The sequence below is a fragment of the Bacillus sp. FJAT-28004 genome, assembly GCF_001280845.1.
GTDB lineage: Bacteria > Bacillota > Bacilli > Paenibacillales > Paenibacillaceae > Pristimantibacillus.
Map to the genome: position 1 here is coordinate 3,896,740 of NZ_LGHP01000001.1, position 17,355 is coordinate 3,914,094.

At 46.7% G+C, this 17,355-nt stretch carries 19 protein-coding genes and 1 riboswitch; of the genes, 10 read left to right on the forward strand and 9 right to left on the reverse strand.

The annotated features are described in order from the left end of the window. Positions 1-237 precede the first annotated feature (237 nt). Entirely contained in the window at positions 238-1,017 is a 780-nt protein-coding gene (locus tag AC787_RS17035) for an NAD(P)H-binding protein (RefSeq protein WP_054025872.1), read from the forward strand. 6 nt (positions 1,018-1,023) lie between these two features. Next, on the forward strand, positions 1,024-1,725 hold the full coding sequence (gene rluF, locus AC787_RS17040) for a 23S rRNA pseudouridine(2604) synthase RluF (protein ID WP_054025873.1): 702 nt from the start codon (positions 1,024-1,026) through the stop codon (positions 1,723-1,725). A gap of 72 nt (positions 1,726-1,797) precedes the next feature. Here the strand turns inward: rluF and AC787_RS17045 are convergent, their stop codons facing one another. Beyond that, positions 1,798-2,631, reverse strand: a complete 834-nt coding sequence (locus tag AC787_RS17045; RefSeq protein WP_054025874.1) for a flagellar motor protein MotB — start codon at positions 2,629-2,631, stop codon at positions 1,798-1,800. After that, the gene (gene motA / locus AC787_RS17050; protein WP_054027115.1) at positions 2,615-3,415 is read right to left on the reverse strand and encodes a flagellar motor stator protein MotA; all 801 of its coding nucleotides are present in this window, start codon (positions 3,413-3,415) and stop codon (positions 2,615-2,617) included. The genes AC787_RS17045 and motA overlap by 17 nt, the downstream gene beginning before the upstream one ends. Before the next feature lie 181 nt (positions 3,416-3,596). Between motA and AC787_RS17055 the strand changes: the two genes are divergently transcribed. After that, positions 3,597-3,890: a hypothetical protein gene (locus AC787_RS17055; RefSeq protein WP_054025875.1), complete on the forward strand. Its 294-nt coding sequence runs from the start codon at positions 3,597-3,599 to the stop codon at positions 3,888-3,890. A gap of 135 nt (positions 3,891-4,025) precedes the next feature. Continuing rightward, positions 4,026-5,264, forward strand: a complete 1,239-nt coding sequence (locus tag AC787_RS17060; protein WP_054025876.1) for an EAL domain-containing protein — start codon at positions 4,026-4,028, stop codon at positions 5,262-5,264. Here the strand turns inward: AC787_RS17060 and AC787_RS17065 are convergent. Beyond that, the gene (locus AC787_RS17065) at positions 5,261-5,734 is read right to left on the reverse strand and encodes a GNAT family N-acetyltransferase (protein ID WP_054027116.1); all 474 of its coding nucleotides are present in this window, start codon (positions 5,732-5,734) and stop codon (positions 5,261-5,263) included. The genes AC787_RS17060 and AC787_RS17065 overlap by 4 nt on opposite strands. A 163-nt stretch (positions 5,735-5,897) precedes the next feature. On the opposite strand from AC787_RS17065, the gene AC787_RS17070 reads away from it, so the two are divergent. After that, positions 5,898-7,142, forward strand: a complete 1,245-nt coding sequence (locus AC787_RS17070; RefSeq protein WP_054025877.1) for an MFS transporter — start codon at positions 5,898-5,900, stop codon at positions 7,140-7,142. Between the two features lie 100 nt (positions 7,143-7,242). Here the strand turns inward: AC787_RS17070 and AC787_RS17075 are convergent, their stop codons facing one another. The 6 genes from AC787_RS17075 to AC787_RS17095 form a co-directional block, all read right to left on the reverse strand. Then, positions 7,243-8,586 (reverse strand): cryptochrome/photolyase family protein, encoded by a 1,344-nt coding sequence (locus tag AC787_RS17075; RefSeq protein WP_054025878.1) that lies wholly within the window; start codon positions 8,584-8,586, stop codon positions 7,243-7,245. Positions 8,587-8,744: 158 nt separating this feature from the next. Next, positions 8,745-9,221: a C40 family peptidase gene (locus AC787_RS17080; protein WP_054025879.1), complete on the reverse strand. Its 477-nt coding sequence runs from the start codon at positions 9,219-9,221 to the stop codon at positions 8,745-8,747. A 3-nt stretch (positions 9,222-9,224) separates the two neighbouring features. Beyond that, positions 9,225-9,377: riboswitch (cyclic di-AMP (ydaO/yuaA leader) on the reverse strand. Between the two features lie 231 nt (positions 9,378-9,608). After that, complete coding sequence (locus tag AC787_RS34115) at positions 9,609-9,758, reverse strand: hypothetical protein (RefSeq protein ID WP_161807546.1); 150 nt, start codon at positions 9,756-9,758, stop codon at positions 9,609-9,611. 37 nt (positions 9,759-9,795) lie between these two features. Continuing rightward, positions 9,796-10,380 (reverse strand): stalk domain-containing protein, encoded by a 585-nt coding sequence (locus AC787_RS17085; protein WP_054025880.1) that lies wholly within the window; start codon positions 10,378-10,380, stop codon positions 9,796-9,798. Between the two features lie 222 nt (positions 10,381-10,602). Continuing rightward, the gene (locus AC787_RS17090; protein WP_054025881.1) at positions 10,603-11,418 is read right to left on the reverse strand and encodes a hypothetical protein; all 816 of its coding nucleotides are present in this window, start codon (positions 11,416-11,418) and stop codon (positions 10,603-10,605) included. A 27-nt stretch (positions 11,419-11,445) separates the two neighbouring features. Continuing rightward, positions 11,446-13,461: a M1 family metallopeptidase gene (locus AC787_RS17095; protein ID WP_054025882.1), complete on the reverse strand. Its 2,016-nt coding sequence runs from the start codon at positions 13,459-13,461 to the stop codon at positions 11,446-11,448. 106 nt (positions 13,462-13,567) lie between these two features. On the opposite strand from AC787_RS17095, the gene AC787_RS17100 reads away from it, so the two are divergent. The 5 genes from AC787_RS17100 to AC787_RS17120 all read left to right on the forward strand — a co-directional run bounded on the left by AC787_RS17100 (position 13,568) and on the right by AC787_RS17120 (position 17,310). After that, positions 13,568-14,092, forward strand: coding sequence for a YwhD family protein (locus AC787_RS17100; protein WP_054025883.1), 525 nt, complete (start codon positions 13,568-13,570; stop codon positions 14,090-14,092). A 226-nt stretch (positions 14,093-14,318) separates the two neighbouring features. Beyond that, positions 14,319-14,849, forward strand: a complete 531-nt coding sequence (locus tag AC787_RS17105; protein ID WP_063847538.1) for an RNA polymerase sigma factor — start codon at positions 14,319-14,321, stop codon at positions 14,847-14,849. Continuing rightward, positions 14,846-15,421 carry a hypothetical protein gene (locus tag AC787_RS17110; protein ID WP_054025885.1) on the forward strand — a complete coding sequence of 192 codons (576 nt, stop codon included), beginning with the start codon at positions 14,846-14,848 and terminating at the stop codon, positions 15,419-15,421. The genes AC787_RS17105 and AC787_RS17110 overlap by 4 nt, the downstream gene beginning before the upstream one ends. Positions 15,422-15,445: 24 nt before the next feature. Beyond that, complete coding sequence (locus tag AC787_RS17115; protein WP_054025886.1) at positions 15,446-16,621, forward strand: hypothetical protein; 1,176 nt, start codon at positions 15,446-15,448, stop codon at positions 16,619-16,621. Next, entirely contained in the window at positions 16,618-17,310 is a 693-nt protein-coding gene (locus AC787_RS17120) for a hypothetical protein (protein WP_054025887.1), read from the forward strand. The genes AC787_RS17115 and AC787_RS17120 overlap by 4 nt, the downstream gene beginning before the upstream one ends. Positions 17,311-17,355: the final 45 nt, after the last annotated feature.

Consider the following 17,355-nt stretch of genomic DNA (forward strand, 5'->3'; position numbering starts at 1 on the left):
AGCACGGGGAGCTTTAGGCTCTTATCAATCGATATACAGAGAAACAATAAAAAAAGGCCTTCTTTCTGAAATATTTTCTCAGGAGGAGGGCCTTTCATATTCAAGGTACTCCTAGTTAATGTCGGAACAACCATACTTTTGATGCTTCCAGCTTTGAAAGAAACAATGGAGAGCGTTATACTGGAAGCATAAGCACGGATCGGGCTTCTAACGAAAAAGAAGAAGGAGGAATTCTCGTTGAAGCATCAGTCTACTGTGAATGTGCCAGACTCAAGGGAGAGCGTGCTTCATAATGAAGCAACACGCTACAGTGCCTTGCTTGTTGGAGCTACTGGCTTGATCGGTTCTGCCTTGCTCCGTCAGCTGATTCGTGATCCACTGGTGAGTAAGGTGACGGTTATTACAAGGCGGCCAATGGAGGACAAGGATTTGGGCAGCGCGAGTGAGAAGAGCAAGCTGATCGTAATGGTCACTTCGTTTGATGACTTGGATAAGTCATTGGAGCAGGTAGACGCAGACGTTGTATTTTGTACGCTAGGCACGACGATAAAGGTTGCCAAGACGCGGGAAGCTTTCCGCAAGGTAGATTACGAATATCCACTCGCGCTTGCAAGATTTGCAGAACGCACGAATGCTTCTGTATTCTCTGTCGTAACGGCTATGGGGGCATCATCAAACTCGAAAATATTTTACAGCAGAGTTAAAGGGGAGCTGCAGGATGCGATTGCTAGGCTCAGCATTCCGACGGTTCAGGTGTTTCAGCCCTCTCTACTGCTTGGTGACCGGAATCAGGTGCGTCCCGGAGAATCCTTCGGAGCTTTGATTTCTAAAGGACTGCAATTTGCGATGGTAGGTCCAATGCGCAAGTATCGGCCGATTAAGGGCGAGGATGTGGCTTTGGCGATGAGCCGAGCAGCGAATCAAGCTATTCAGATGAACACAGCAAGCAAATCAACGATGATGCATTATTATCCATCGGACAAGATCGCGGATTTGGCATTACATACAATGGGGTGAGCAGCTTTGAGAATCAATAAGTTTATTAGTGAAACGGGTTATTGCTCCAGACGCGAGGCAGATAAGCTGGTAGACAGCGGACGCGTAACCATTAACGGTGAAAAGGCGCAGCTAGGCAGTCAAGCTGAGCTCGGGGATGACGTGCGTGTTGATGGACGAAAAATCGGCGAGCAAAAAAATCATGTTTATATCGCGCTTAACAAGCCAGTAGGCATTACATGCACGACCGAGCTTCATATCAAAGGCAACATTGTTGACTTTGTTGGTCATTCGGAGCGTATCTTCCCAATTGGAAGGCTGGATAAGGATTCGGAGGGGTTAATTCTTCTAACCAATGACGGTGATATCGTCAATCCGATTCTACGCTCGGAAGGCAAGCATGAGAAAGAATATTTGGTCACGGTAGATAAGCCGATGACAGAAGCGTTTTTAAAAGGGATGGCAAGCGGAGTTCATATTCTGGGCAGCATGACATTGCCGTGCGTCGTAACGAGAGTGACTGATCGAGTATTCCGCATTATTTTAACGGAAGGCCGCAATCGACAAATCCGTAGAATGTGTGAAGCGTTCGGCTATCATGTACGGAGATTGCAGCGTCAACGCATTATGAACATTCAGCTCGGCGGTCTTCACGTCGGCAAGTGGCGTGATTTGAGTGAAGCTGAGAAGGCGACGCTGTTCGAAACGTTAAGCTATGAACCGGTATAGGGGAAGTTCGCTCAATATAATGCCAAAAAAACCTGAATCACACGCATAGGGCGAGTGGATTCAGGTTTTTTATTATGGATTCTTCACATTTAGTTGTTGTGCATTCGTGACATCGGCGTACGTATGAATGATCGAAACCTCGACACGTCGATTTTTGGATTTGCCTGCAACCGTTTCGTTATCGGCAACAGGTCGATACTCACCGTAACCGATAGCGCTGAAGCGCTCGGGTTTCAACTGTTTATTTTCGAGCAAAACGTCCAAGAAACGAATAGCCCTCATGGAGCTCAAATCCCAATTTGATTTGAAGAGGTAGTTCGAGATCGGCGTTGTATCGGTATGACCGGATACGATAACCTCGTAATCAGGATATTGTTGAAGCATTTTGCTGATTGCGACAGCAAGCTCCTTCGATTCAGGCTTAACGGCTGCTTGTGCCGGCGCAAATAATGCGTTGTCGCTAATGGTAATCATCAGCTGTGAAAGATTAAGCTTCGTCTCGAGATCAGATGTGAGACCGTTTTTCTCAATATAGGTATCTACTTTTTTCTTCAGATCCTCGAGATCCTTCTGCTCCTGCTTGATAAGTTCCTCGCGAGCCTTCTCTTCATCGGATTGATTTTTGCTTACATCCTTGTCAGGAAGCTTGCCACCTTGTTCGTCCTGCTTCTTCCCGTTATCATCACCGCTTTTTACGACGGCATTTTCAGTTAGAACACCACTGCCGGTGCTGAGCGCGACGCTAAATGCTTGGGACATTTCTTCAAACTTCTTTACGTCGACGGAATTCATGGAGTATAAAACGATAAAGAGTGCCAGCAGAAGGGTAAGCAAATCGGCATAAGGAATGAGCCATGATTCGTCAACATGCTCCTCGTGTTCTTCGTGTCTATGCTTTCTGCTCAACGGCGCCTTCCTCCTTCTCCCTCATCTTCAATCTTTCTGTAGGTGTAAGGAAAACAGACAGCTTCTGATTGATAGCGATCGTTGATACGCCGGATTGAATAGAAAGAAGGCCCTCAACCATCATAAGGCGAATTTGAATTTCTTTCTTAGACATGCGCTTCAGTTTATTAGCAATAGGATGCCATAATACATACCCTGTAAAGATACCAAGTAGTGTTGCGATAAACGCACCTGCAATGGCATGTGCGAGTTTTCCCATATCGCTCATATCAGCAAGTGCGGCAACCAAGCCGACAACTGCTCCGAGTACCCCAAGTGTAGGGGCATATGTACCTGCTTGCGTAAAAATAAGTGCACCCGCTTTATGGCGGTCTTCTGTTGCGGCAATATCCTCAAGTAAAACATCACGTACAAAATCTTGGTCATTTCCGTCAATAATCATACGCATGCCGTTACGAAGAAACGTATCTTCAATCTCGTCAACCTTTGCTTCAAGAGCAAGCAAACCTTCGCGACGTGTAATGGAAGCCCATTCCATGAAGCGCTGAATCAGCTCATCACGCATAGGCAGCTTTTGCTCAGTGAACACCATTTTGAATAGTTTACCCACTTTAGAAAGCTCGGACATCGGAAAGGCGATCATGACGGAGGCTATAGTTCCCAAAATAATAATCATAAAAGCAGCTGGATTTGCAAGAGAGGACAGGTGTGCTCCCTTTAAAACCATGCCTCCCAGTACAGCGACTAATCCTAGCACAAGACCAATAATTGTTGAATTTTTCATCATACACCCCGTCCAATACATTTTCGACATTTCTCTACTTCTTATATTATCGACAAATGGGTATTCTGAAGTTAGAGTATATGGAATGATTTAAGGCGAACGCGTTAAAAAATGATAAAATGCGGTAGAATAGTAGAGAGATGTGTACAAAAAATGATGATAGCAAAGGTGGTATACGCAAATGGGCGTAAGACATGCAAGAGAATATTCAGATATATTGAAGGATTTTACAGCAGCTGTGGCTGAAATTGAGAACAGCTATACTTTTTTTGAAATGGAGCCAGATGAATGGGCTGAGCTTCCTGTAAGTGATCGGCATGAGGTGATGGAAGCTTTGGCGGATGATGTTTTCTTTGGACTTGGAGAGAACCCCGTTATTGAAGTAGGCAGTGGTGTAATTACCTATAATAGCAAACATCACATCATTGAAGTTACGCAGGACGATAAGGTGACACAAATTATAAGATTGATATAGTTTTCGACATATAACTTCATATTAGCAGCGTTTCTGTCGGAACTTTACATTTTATGTCGACTCTATTACAATGTTATTCAATACCATATGGTATATAATTTGACATTAATATGACATGACATAGAGGAGAACGACATGAATGAGTGCTCATCATCGTTGCTGTTGCCGAAAACGCTTGATTTAGATGGTGAAACATTAGCCGCATTTTATCAGCCCATTATAGCGATGGATACAAGACGGATCATGGGTTACGAAGTGCTTGCTCGGGCTGTAAAAGGCGATTCCGTTCGGAGCCTTGGCCCTTTTTTCTGCAATGAGCAAATTTCAGAAGAGGACCACATCATTGTGGACCGGGTGCTGCGCGAGCAAGCATTCTCGAAGCTGGCTTTAATGGAAAAAGAACAGCCGATGTTATTCATTAATTTAAAGCCGTCTTGGATTTATCGGTATGAGGAGATCGGCGAGCTATACACATTGTCGCTTCTTGATAAATATGGAATTGACCCAAAACGAATTGTCATTGAGATAACGGAGGAAAGCTTCCAGGGTTCCATGGAGAGGCTTCGTTCTGTTGTCGACATATACAGGGCAAGAGGCTGTTTAATTGCCATCGATGATGTAGGCAGCGGTTTCAGTAATACGGACCGAATTGCACATATCCAGCCAAACCTGCTCAAAATTGATATTCATATGATTAAGAAAAGCGCGACACATGACGGTTACTTCGGCGTACTTCGTTCCTTCTCTGATCTAGCTGAGCAGATAGGTGCGTCAATCCTCATTGAAGGAGTGGAGACGCGGGAGGATTTGGCACGGGCCATTCAGGCAGGCGCTCGTTACGTCCAAGGTTTTATGTTTGCGAGGGCTGAGCCGGCATTTCGCGAGTCTACTTGTTTTGCATCCCTTATTGAAGCTGAGCTTGATCAGCATCTGCTGCATTTTGTGGGGACTGAACGCTATTGGCAAAGGCAATCTGAGAAGCTGGCAGAGCAATGGGTCGCGCTTGTTCAGAAGACGCGTTACCTGGGGCATGAGGATGAATGGATCGAGGGACTGCTTCCCGAGCTTTATGACCATTGCATTCGCGTTTATTTGTGCAATGAGAGCGGGATTCAGCTGTCATCCAATTATTATCGCGAATCGGACAAGGCTTGGCGGCGAGAGGAGCAATATCGTGGCGCAAACTGGTGCTGGCGCCCCTACTTTGTTCCTAATCTCGTTCAGCTCAATGAACATCGACGTACAATCGTTTCACGCGCCTACACAGATCTTGATTCCCATGCATGGATTAGAACCGTATCGGTTTTGGCAGCACCTGGTCTTATTTTACTTATGGATTTGAAAGATTCTGAGCGCGGTGTACAGCGTCTTTAAAGGATAGTCGGCTCATAAACCATACAATGGCATTCGGCAAAGCCTGTGGGAGTTGAGCGTGCATAGGTGTCGGTAATTTGGAAGCCGGCTTGTTTATAAGCACGCAAGGCGCGAGTGTTCCAAGTAAGCACCTCCAAATCAATTTCATTTTGAGGGGCGCGTCGCTTTGCCTCTGTGACAATGAGCCGCGTGAAGGCAAAGCCAAGTCCTTGGCCGCAAAGATCCGGCCTTAGGCCGAGGCCGAGCCGTGTTACACCTGTCATTGGGAAAAATTGCGCAAACCCAATAAGCGTAGATTGACGATCAAGCACAGCAACATATTGAGCTGCACGAAGGACGGAATCGCCAAATTCGATTTCGTCTTTTTTCATTTGTTCCCAAGCCGGCCAATTATAAATATCAAATGGAGCCTCGTAGCGCCAGCTGCATAACTGCTGTGCATGAACGGTTTCTAGCGGACATATGGTCATATCGACTCCATCTCGATTATAATGAGTAGAGCTTTGATAGCTTGTCATTGGTTTTGTCCCTCCGCTTGGTTAAGTAGTTGAATAGAGCGAATGATGAATGAAATAGGTTTATTATAACAGATAGGCGTGCGTTGATCGTGCGTAAATAAGGAGAAGCATCAAAATGAAGAAGTTGATTTGGCTTGGCTGCTTGTCATATCTAGTCATTGGTGTTGCCCATGTTGTGGGCGGATCTATTTTGGAACAGCTCATCGCTCATTATGGTTTAACCTATAAAGATGGCGGGCAATGGATTATGAATCAATTTCTCGGGTTTCTGGTGGGTGTTCTGTTAGCGCCAACGATTACCTCGCGAGTCGGAAAGAGAGGCGCAGTCCTGATTGCGATTGGTGTACTAACGCTGAGTGAGGCGGCATACAGTCTGTTGCTACCATGGGGCTGGATGCTTGCTATTGCCCCGCTTGCGGGTCTTGGTTTTGGTATGACGGAAGCTGTCGTCGGCGCAATGATTATTGATATGGCGAAAAACGGCAAGGCTTCAGCGATGAGCCGATTGGAAACTTTTTTTGGCGTCGGCGCTTTGTTAATTCCGATTGCAGCGGCTTACTTGATTCAACAAAACATCTGGCAGGTTTCATTTCCCATCCTTGCCGCAATGTCAGGTATCACCTTTGTTCTCTGGCTGACAATGTCCTTTGGAGAGCTGGATGATGAGCTTGGTTTTGTTGCCCGTGCACCGGAAGTGACGCTAAGCCATTCGAATGAGTCGGAAGGATTGCAAAACGCTCGCGGTGAAGGCATATCTGCCTTCTTTGGCTATCCCCGCAAAGCGCTGCCATTTCTTTTGTTATCGGCATTATTTTTTATGCTTTATGTAGGAATGGAAATGAGCTTCTCTAACTATCTACCCTCTATTCTAATCGTTCGCTCGGGCGTTGAGGATTCTAGTGCTGCAGCCGTGCTCAGCTTGTTCTGGGGGACGATGGTGCTTGGACGTTTATTTGCTGGGGTACTGGCTGATCGAATGGGGTATTCGCGTTATTTATTCATGGCTACAGCGGGAGCCTCGGTTGTTTTTGTTTTAATGGCCGTTATGGGACAGCTCAGCTGGATGTTAGCGTTTGTCGCACTCAGCGGGTTGTTCTTCTCGGGTATATTTGGTATTGCTCTTGTTTATGCGAATGAGCTCATTCCGGGTATGACGGAGAGGACTACGAGTTTGCTTGTAGCATTTGGCGGACTCGGGGGTGCTATTTTTCCTCGAATAACCGGTTGGATAATGGACCAGTACAACGTACAGTCTACGTTATGGTATATAAGCAGCCTGGTTATACTGATGCTGCTTCTGCTAGCAGCGATGCTTGTGCTCGGAAGAAAACAAGTTCAGAGCATACGCTCCGAGGCTTAAACGAACGATTACTGACAAAAAAACCTCCACATTCGCTGTTTCAAAAGCGATTGTGGAGGTTTATTTATTAGTAAGCATTTCACCAAGAGAACGATGAAAGTTATTTAAGGATGGTTTTGTATACCTCTATGGCGCGCGCTCGCGATGCTTTCAAGTCGACGATGGCGCCGCTTTGCGGCTGATGAATCTCTTTGTCTGTCAGATGATTCAAATGAGGCAGCCAGCGCCTAATATAGCTGCCGCTAGGATCATGCGTCTGCGACTGTATTGCTGGATTCATAATGCGGAAGTAAGGCGCTGCATCATACCCGAGTGAAGAGCACCACAGCCAACCGCCGCGATTAAGCGTGTTATCGTAATCGCTTAAGTGAAGACGGAAATACTGTTCTCCGAGCGTGAAGGGGCATAGCAGATTTTTAGTTAAAAACATCGCTGTTACCATTCGTAAACGGTTAGGCAGCTCTCCTGTACGATTGAGCTGCGTCATGGCCGCATCAATGATTGGGATGCCGGTGGCAGCTGTAGCCCATGCTTCTAGATGAGCATCTGAGAGCTTGGACATATCAGCGAGTTGCTCATAACGAAAGAAATCATCATGATACATCGCTTGATATAAATAAAAATCACGCCATGCCAGCTGACGGACCCACGATTCAGACCCTGGAAGACCTTGTGTCATTTCGTAAGCTTGACGGGCTGAGAGGGCCCCAGTATTAAGGAAGCGTGCGAGACTGCTTGTGTGATCCTCAGCATAAGCGTCCCTGCTATCCGAATAAGAGGCTAGGCGCTCGCGCACGAATCGCTCCAGCTTGGATAATGCTTTGGAAGATCCTTGTACTTTCGTGCCGCCTAACGCGCATGAAACGGATTCCGGCAAGGCGAAAGTTTGCGCAACCTTGGTATTTATTTCACCAATGGTAGTGAGCTCATGGATCGTCGTTTCACTCATTGGGTTATAACGCTCCAGCATAAAGCTGCTCCACATGCGATAAAAGGGTGTAAATACCTTGTATGGCTCCAATCTTCGAGCAAATGCTGGGAAAGCCTCCAAATCGGCAAGTGGTGAATCCGCAATGGACATCCAGCGGCGGCCAAGGCGGCGTGTTGTCAGCCCAAGCTGCTCATCGCGTTGCCGTGAGTAGGGGCTATAGTCAGCATGAACGATAACCTCTTCAATGGGATGCGCCTGCAGAAGAGCTTCGGTAATAGTAGCAGGGTCTCCATATAGCACATGCAGTTCTTTTCCTGCACTTGAATAGCTGTGGAGAAGGGAGGCGGCTTGCGCCATAAAGTTTCGGCCGCTATGGCTTGTTAAACGGCCATCGCCTGTCGTAACGGGATCTATGATTAGCAAATGAATGCCTTGTTTCTCTTTTCTCTTCAAATAATCAAAAGCGCGCAAATCTGCAATACGCAAATCCTTGCGATGAATAAACAAATACATCAGGCATAACTCCTTCCATAAGCGCAACATTGAACGGTACTATTCCATTGTGGAATGAAACAGCAAAGCCGCAAGTCATTTGTCGTCAGAGGACAAAAAACTGCGGCTTTGCTAGATGAGTCTACCGTTCAACCCTCAAGGAGAGGGATTAGGTTGCTCTATTTTACGTCAATGTTGGCTTGGTATGAATCAGCATCCATGATACGACGAGAAGTCACATAACGTCCTTCATAGTACTCAGAGTTAAGTTTGTCTGTTACAACGCCTCTGCTAGAGGAAGAATGTACAAACTTTCCATCTCCTATGTAAATGCCAACATGGGATATGGCGCTGTTGTTGCCGCCAATTGTGTCGAAGAACACAAGATCTCCCGGGATGAGGTCAGCCTTAGCGACCTTTGTACCTTCTTTTGCTTGCGAGCCAGAAGTACGTGTAATATCAATGCCCATTTTTTCGAACACATAGCTCGTGAAGCCGGAGCAGTCAAAGCCATTCGACGACGTTCCGCCGCTTTTGTACGGAGTACCAATAAGATCATTGACTATTCCGTTAAATTTTGAGTCTGCGAAAGCGCTTCCTGCTTGAAAAGCGAATACGAGAACGAGACCCAGGAGTATTGCGGTAATCTTCTTCAATTGTGAAACTCCTTCCAATGCCGACGAGGTTAGCTGTGGGGTTCGGTTGAAGGCTCCCTATGATTCCTCAGGCGTTTGAAAAATATCAAACGTCGGAATCAATTCACCCAAAGTGGTTCCCCCGTATCCCAATAGGGAATTAGGCAGTTTTTTTATTGCTTTGAGAAATATTCGATTATTTTCAATGATCTCCTGCCTTTAGTGTCAATTTCTAATAATTCTCATGTAACCTTTTGGCAATTTGCTTCGTTTAACCGTTCTTTCTGTAATATAAACACTCCATAGTAGTGCTTTCTAACTAATACATGGAGTCAATTTCATTAATTATGTGGATGTTGTGTAAAATATACCGATTTGTCCCTGTGGCGCTACATCGCAAGGACTAGCCTAAAGTGCCGTAAACGGCGGTATTTCACCATTTTGCTCATAATAGATTAGAAAAATCTCATCTATATTACTCGCGAATAAGAGTAGATTCTGACAGGCGAGCGGCAGCTCCAGATAAAGCAGCAGAAATAGACAAAGGAGGCTGTTCATGAGAACAGCCCCCTATTGGACAATCGAAAAATGAGATTTATTTTGCAGTAATGATTTTTTCCGAAATGAGCTGTGGATCGCTGTTTTTTTGTTTCATCCAGAACTGTACCTTGTATTTGCCTGCATATTTGAAGTCGTAGGAAAAGAGTTTGGAGCTGAACCAAAAGGTGTCTTTTTCGACGAACTCTTTAAAATCATCATCATCCTGGCTGCGGCTGTCGACTAAAGTTTCTTTATCATTAGGATCAACGATAGTGACTTTGAATTCGGAAATGGCCATATTCAAATTATCGATTTGCGCTTGCACTATAAATTTCTGCACGCTGCCTTTATCAACCTGTCCGAACATGGTCCGCTTCTCGTTCATTAGAAACATATGCACATTGGGCTTCTGAATAATCAGTTTCTTATCATTGTTCTTCCATTGGACAAAGGCTTGAAGAGTGTCGCTCAAAGAACGAATACTGATATACACCTTATCATCCACAATTACAGCATCGTCAGTGGACTGCTTATTATTATAAAGTAAGGTTACCTTTTGAAATAGTTTGTCTGCTGCAACTAATGAACCGCCCGATAAGAGCAATACCATGGATATAATAATTAGTTTTTTACGCATCATTTGTGAATATCCCCCATTTTTGATTTTCTTTCAGTTATTTATACAGAACTACCATCATTTAGTTGCGGTTAGTTATAAAAAAAACCTCCGCACCACAGTGAAGTGTGGAACGAAGGTTTTTTTGTAAATATAAGAAAGTATATCATTTTCTCCTACATATCTTATATTTCTCCGTCAAAGCTGCTTCAGCATTCGGAGGACGCTGAAGGCGTTTTTGCTCGACTAGATTCGTTTCGTTTGCAAATAATCATATTGCGCTGCTATCGTCCAAACCTTCATAAGTGTTTGAATGAGATAATAGCCTTGATGGAGGATGAGTGCGAATAACCCAGCCCAGAGCATGGAGAGGCTCGTTACCACAAGCCCAGCAGCTGCTCCGATTCCCCACATGATGAGCGAGACAGCTGCATAGGTGAGAAAATGACGTAGAGCATGCCATAAGGAGCGGAATATCCCTGTGCCTGACGCAGCACCGAACTGCATGGCTAGAAACAGGAGATGCAGCACCGTGCCCCATAGCAGCCAAAGCAGCGCGCCAGGCAGCACGGTTTGCAGCAGCTCCGGAATGGAGCCGCTCGCAAGAAGCGCGTCCAGTGAACGGGGAAGCACATACCATGCAGGAGCAATCGATAGGACAACCTCAATCCAGTAAAGCAGAACAACAGGTTTCCAAGCTTTGCGAATACCTTCCATAAACCGTGTTCCACCATCGGATCTAGCTTGATTTAGCGAATAGAATAGACCCGCATTGAATAAGGGTGTGACCAGCATTCTGGCAATCAGAAGGGCGCCGAGCGTCCAGACGTACGGATGAATGAGATCAGTCTTGAACAGTTGGAACTGTGCCTCCGTCATGAAGAGCGAAACGGCTGTGTCAGAAGGAGAGGAGCTCGGATATCGCCGCAGCAGCGGCGCAACGACCGAATCAATGAAACGGTAGAGGAAAAATCCCCAGAGCAGCTGATACAGAAATAATAAAATAACAAGGTAAAAATGTTTCACCGCTAGCCGCCAGCCTTGCTTCAAATGTATCTTCATCGTTTATCGCTCCTTGAACGCAATTACTTACCAGCTCAGCGACCCGAGCAGTCCTTCGATTAGCTGGACAACGCCGAGACTCCACCTGGTGCGTTTATCCTCTGGTAGCTGAGCCTGCATGTAGTTGTTGATGAGCTTATTATCGAGCACATTGCTATTACTTGGGTCAACGACCGCCCACTCAAGCGGAGCGGAATGCAGCTGTTTATATTGCATGTGAGATTCCTCGGCATCCCAAAGCTTCGTTATTTTGGTGCCGTCAGAAAACTTCATCACGACTTTAATCTCGCCATTGCTGCCGCCGTTTTTCTTGACCAGCACAACAGATTCATACATTTGGGTACCATCTTGAGTAACAGGGCGTACATGAATGGATTCAATCGAAAAGTCGGCCATCTTGTTGTCGTAGACATACTGGCTGAAATAATCATGCCATTTCGTTTTCGTTACCTGTTCGACAACGCGCTGGAAGTCTGCTGTAGAAGGATGCTTGAATTTATACTTTTGGAAATAGGTGCGCAAAATTTTCTGCATCGTTCTTGAGCCCACCTGATTCTCGATGCCAATGAGCACGAGCTTCGCCCGCATGTACACGTTCTCGGCGTATTGCGTGTGGCTCGCATATGCCCATGATGGCTGCTTGAGCGGTGCAGGATCGGTCATGTAGCTGGCTTCCATACGCAGATTCGGTTCCAAACCGTATGCGGTCTCCATCACTTTATCTTCGGCATAGGACGTAAAGCCCTCGTCCAGCCATGCCTCCTCGAACTCATTAGAGGCGACCATTCCGTACCAATATTGGTGTCCAATCTCGTGCACAACCGTACGCTCTAGATCGTAGCCGGGGTTATCATTTTCTGCGGCGAAAGCGGTTATGAGCGTTGGATACTCCATACCGCCAGCGCCATTCGCTCCTTTGGGTGGAACGACGATCGACAGCGTACTATAAGGATATTCACCATACCACTTGGCATAGCTTGCGAGCGCTGACTTGGCTGCATGCATATAGCGGTCCTTAAGGTCAGCATGCGCAGGATCAAGATAAAGCTTAATGCGTACACCGGGAATGCCGGTATCAGAATAAGCAGTCTCTTCATATACAAAGTCCGGCGAAGCCGACCAAGCGAAATCATGGATATCATCAGCGTAAAATTGGTAAATTTTTGTCTGTTCCTTGATTTCAATAGGTTTTGTTTGGAAGCCCGTTGCAGCCACGGTGTAGTCCTCAGGCACTTTAATCCGTACGCTGTAAATGCCAAAATCGCTGTAAAACTCGGAATTGCCATGATACTGGTGCACATTCCAGCCTTCGGCTGTACGCCCGCGCATGCCGGCTGTCTCATATACGGCGAGCTTCGGAAACCACTGCCCCGCCATTACAAAGTTGCCGGAATAGCCCATCCTTGCGAATACCTCTGGGAGCTTCACCTCATAACTCATTCGCAGCGTTACGGATGTGCCGGGAGCAACAGGCTCAGGCAAGCGAATTTTGGCCAAGGTGAAGTCATTGGCATTGCCATCGTCAGGTTGTACATATTGCAGGCGTGGCAGAAGGCTCTCTCCGTTCAACGTTTCTAGCGTAAGCAGGTTCATATAGCCTTGGCTATTGGTGGTTGCTTTGTCCTGACGCAGTTTGCCGCCGGATTCTTTCATAAACGTTGTTTTGTCCGATTGAAAGGCATTCGGATACAGATGGAAATAGAGCTCGGACACTGTTTTTTTACCAGGGTTAGTCCAAGTTACGGTTTGCTCACCGTTCAGCTGCTTCGCATCATTCGTTAAATGAACGTTGATATGGTATTCAACGACACGTTTGCTCAGCTCTTGCGGTTTAGGAGTCATGACCGTATTCGGTTCCTGCACGGCAGGTGGCTTGACCGACTTTTGGGCAGGCGCTGGTGCTTGCTTGGCAATAGCGGCGGGAGCGAAAGCATAAGTATATTGGGATTGCCAAGCAGTCCCGAAGTCATGCTGCAAAGATATACCGAGCAGCACGACTGCGAGTATTACAAGTGAAATTCGTTTGAAATAGCGTGGAGTCATTGAACGTTTCCCTCCCGTTGACAAGCATCTACAGCATGTATATGTTTGCTTTTCGATGATTATTAGCTAAAATGGAATTATTGTATCGGGGAAGGTGTGAATACGCATGACGGAAGAACAAGGACAGCCGGCCGAGCCGGAAAAGAAAGAAAAGAAATCACTGTCGCTCAACGTAGTGAGCAGCAAACAACATAAAGGTTTTGGAGCAGGTACGATTGATTTGAGCGCCGTATCCTGTGTCATTATTGATGATGGCGTCGCTTATATTGACGTTGGCGCCATGCATGCAAAGAGCAAAGTGGAGCGTGGCATTAAGTTTACGCCAAACAAAGAGGATACACCGAACGGTCGTCAATGCTGGATCGTGTGGGTAGCCGTTGACCGCAATGAAGAAGGTTCCTACTACGCGGGCGCTACGGCATGTGAGATGCTGATTGATTCAGAGGCGCGTCGCGGGTGGAAGCTGCTTCCAGACCATGTGAACAAGCTGGATCAATCGCTCAAACGTCGCTATAATTTGACTGAGCTTGGCGATGTTGAGAAATCGGCTCTTCGTAAGCTGCTTGTGGATCATAATCTCGAGTGGTGGGATCGCTCCCCTGAGGAGCTTAAGCAAGCTTTGACCGTATAACAGCAGGCGTTATTAGCAACAGGTTGCCGTTATTGTGAATAATGGATGAGAACCTCATCGTTCGTAGGCTAGTCCTATCGAATGATGAGGTTTTCCGCGTTGATAGAGGCTGATAAAGCCTCAAAAAAAGTTTTTGGGAACAAGTGCAGGGTATATGGGACATGCTGACGTCTATTAGATTGGGAAGGAGGGGAGCGACATTCAAGACGAGGATTGGATCAAAGCCGTGCAAAAGGGTGGGCCCGAGCATTATGGCCCTTTCGTACAAGCCTATGGTCCTTATATATATAGAACAGTCTTCGCAGTGCTTCATTCACCGCATGATGCGGAGGATATTACACAGGAAGTGCTGCTGCAAATTTATCGCTCCCTTCCGGATTGTCGATTGGATGGGCTCAAGACATGGATTACCCGTATTGCCGTTAATCGAGCGATTGATTTCAAGCGCAGCCGAGCACGAAGGCCAGAAGAGCTAATGGATAGCGAAGCGATGTCTGAAAAAGTTCATGAGGATCTAGTGGCTGCGCCTGCTGCTGAATCAATAGCCATCGAACAGGCGGATAGGCAGCAAATCCGAGAACGGGTTGAAGAAATGCCGGATAACTATCGTGAGGTCATAACCGCTTATTATATGGAAGACAAGTCATATGAGCAAATCGCAGCCGAAACCGGACTAGAGCGCAAAAGCGTAGAGTCCAGGCTGTACCGTGCAAGAAGCTGGATGAAGCGCCATTGGCGGAAGGAGGACTTCGAATGATGATTGAGCATATCTCTCCTGATCAAATGTTCCGTTACGTAAACGACAGACTAATTGAGGCTGAGCGTGTACCAGTTGAGCAGCATTTGGCTGCTTGTGACTTCTGTTTGCAGCTTTTTATAACCGCGATTGAAACAGCTGAAGGCGATTTGCAACCAGCAGACACTCATTTAACAAACGTAAGGCTTACACCGATTCCTGACATGGAGCGGTTAGAGAAGCGTGTCGTGGAGCAATTGAGGGATGAGCAGGAACAATATCACATAGATGCCAAGCAGCATGTTGCTCCGAATACCTTGCAAGAGAAACCTCGCCGCCTGCGGACCTGGCTTCAGCATCCGGTAACGCACTACACGATTGCAGCTTCTATTACGCTGCTGCTGCTTGCTAGCGGAACCTTTGCCTCCTTCTCGCAGAAGCTGGCTCAGCTTGACATGAATGAGAACGCGCAGCAGGATATAAGTCCGAATCCGCCAGTGTCCGCAAGTGAGCACACCGAATCCTGGTCAGACAGAATCGTCGATCAAACGGGCTCGTGGCTCGATGGCTTGAAAGCATCTCGATTTAGATAAATGAAAATAGAAGGGAATGAATCAATGATGAATAAAAGCCCGTTAGCGGCCTTCTTTCTTTCGTTTTTACCCGGCGTAGGACATGCCTATGCAGGCCGCCCCGTACGTGCAGTGTTATATGGCGGAGCCTTCTTTGGATCACTGGGATTACTTATTTTAATGGGTTTGGTAAGCGCAGGCGATGATGGGATATATGTTTTCCTTATGTTTATAGCGGCGATGGCGGGAATCATCAATATGATCGATATGATCATTTTCCTGCTTCTAGGCAAGGGGTTGCCGTCAAGCTCTGCTCATCAGCATCCGTTCGAGCATCCTGCCGATCATTTTTCACCGGGCTTTGTTCCTTTGGAGCGGGAGCGCCAGCGCGAGAAATCGCGTACGATACTATTCTCGCTCATACCGGGTCTAGGGCATATGAATATGGGGCTCATGCAGCGCGGCATCACTTTCCTCATTTCGTTCATTGGCTGGTTTGCGATTATCGTCTTCTTAGGCACGATTACGCATCGGGCTGAGCTGCTAGTTTTCCTGCTTGCTTTGCCAGTCATCTGGATATACAGCATGTTTGATGCGATTAGTCAGCTGCATGCCAAGCAGCGTGGGGAGCAGCTTGTGGACCGTGCCATATTTGAAGATATGGAATCGTATATCGCCTCTGGTCGCAAAAGCAAGGTGCTGGCGATTGCCTTATCCATTTTCCCAGGCGCAGGCCATCTTTATTTGGGCTTGCAAAAACGCGGACTGCAGCTCATGGGCGGTTTCCTCCTCGCCATCTATATTATGGACAATTTACGCTTGTCACTGTTTTTCTTCCTCCTGCCGCTGTTCTGGTGTTTTGCTTTCTTTGACGCCTTGCAGCAGACGTCTCGTTACGAGCGTCAGGTGCTCACGGATGAACCGGTACTGACGCAGCTTGTGCCTTATCAGCGATGGTTTGGTTTTGGACTGCTGGGATTCGGCGTTTACTACTTGCTCGATCGAGTAGCAGTGGAGGTTACTTCTCATTTCTCAAGGGAGCTATATTCGCAATACATGCAATTTAAATATATGATTCCAACGGCTGTGGTCGCATTTATTATGATTATTGTAGGCATGCGTCTAGCCTTTGGAAGTAAGGCATCTCCGGTGATGAGCAAAGGGAAACCGCCTGAGCTCCATAAGCCGATGCCAAGAAAGTACGAGGAGGAGTCGCATTGAACACTAACACGGTAAATATGGCAGACAGGGCCGTTAATCAGCCAGCAGGCTTACGTACTTGGCGAGTTGGTTCATTGTCAATGGGTGTGACGCTGATCCTCATGGGGACAGCATTAGCTGTCTCTCTATGGCAAGACATTGAAGCCTTCGAGGTGCTCGTTTGGGTCGCACCGGTTGTTTTCATTATGCTCGGAGCGGAGCTGCTGCTTTACTTGAAGTTCTCTAACAGTGCACGTACAATCGTTCGTTATGATTGGATGAGTGTCTTTTTTGTGGGGATGGTTGGAACGGCTAGTCTTGGACTTGCCCTGCTCATGTCTACGGGCTTATTCGATGAGCTGCAGAGAGGGCTGCAAATGACGCAGCGTTCGGCTTTCGTTACGACAAATAATTTAAAGGTTCCTGCTGAAATTAAAAAAATTGTTGTGCACTCCTTGGATGGTGTGACGCTTGAGCATTCAGAAACACGTGAGGTAAAGCTGTTTGGACAGATACGTTACTGGTCATCCGAGAAGTATGAACGATTGGACAATAAAATGCTGCAAACCGATATTGTTGGCTCAACGATGTACGTCATGATTGGTTCTGTCGATCACCGGGACGGCGGATTCATCTCGGACACGGTTAGCCCGGAGTTGACATTAATTGTACCGAAGGATGTAGAGATCGTGGAACAGGGTCGTATATAGCGGAAGTGGAAAAGCAGTTTGAAGCGGGATACTCGCTTCAAACTG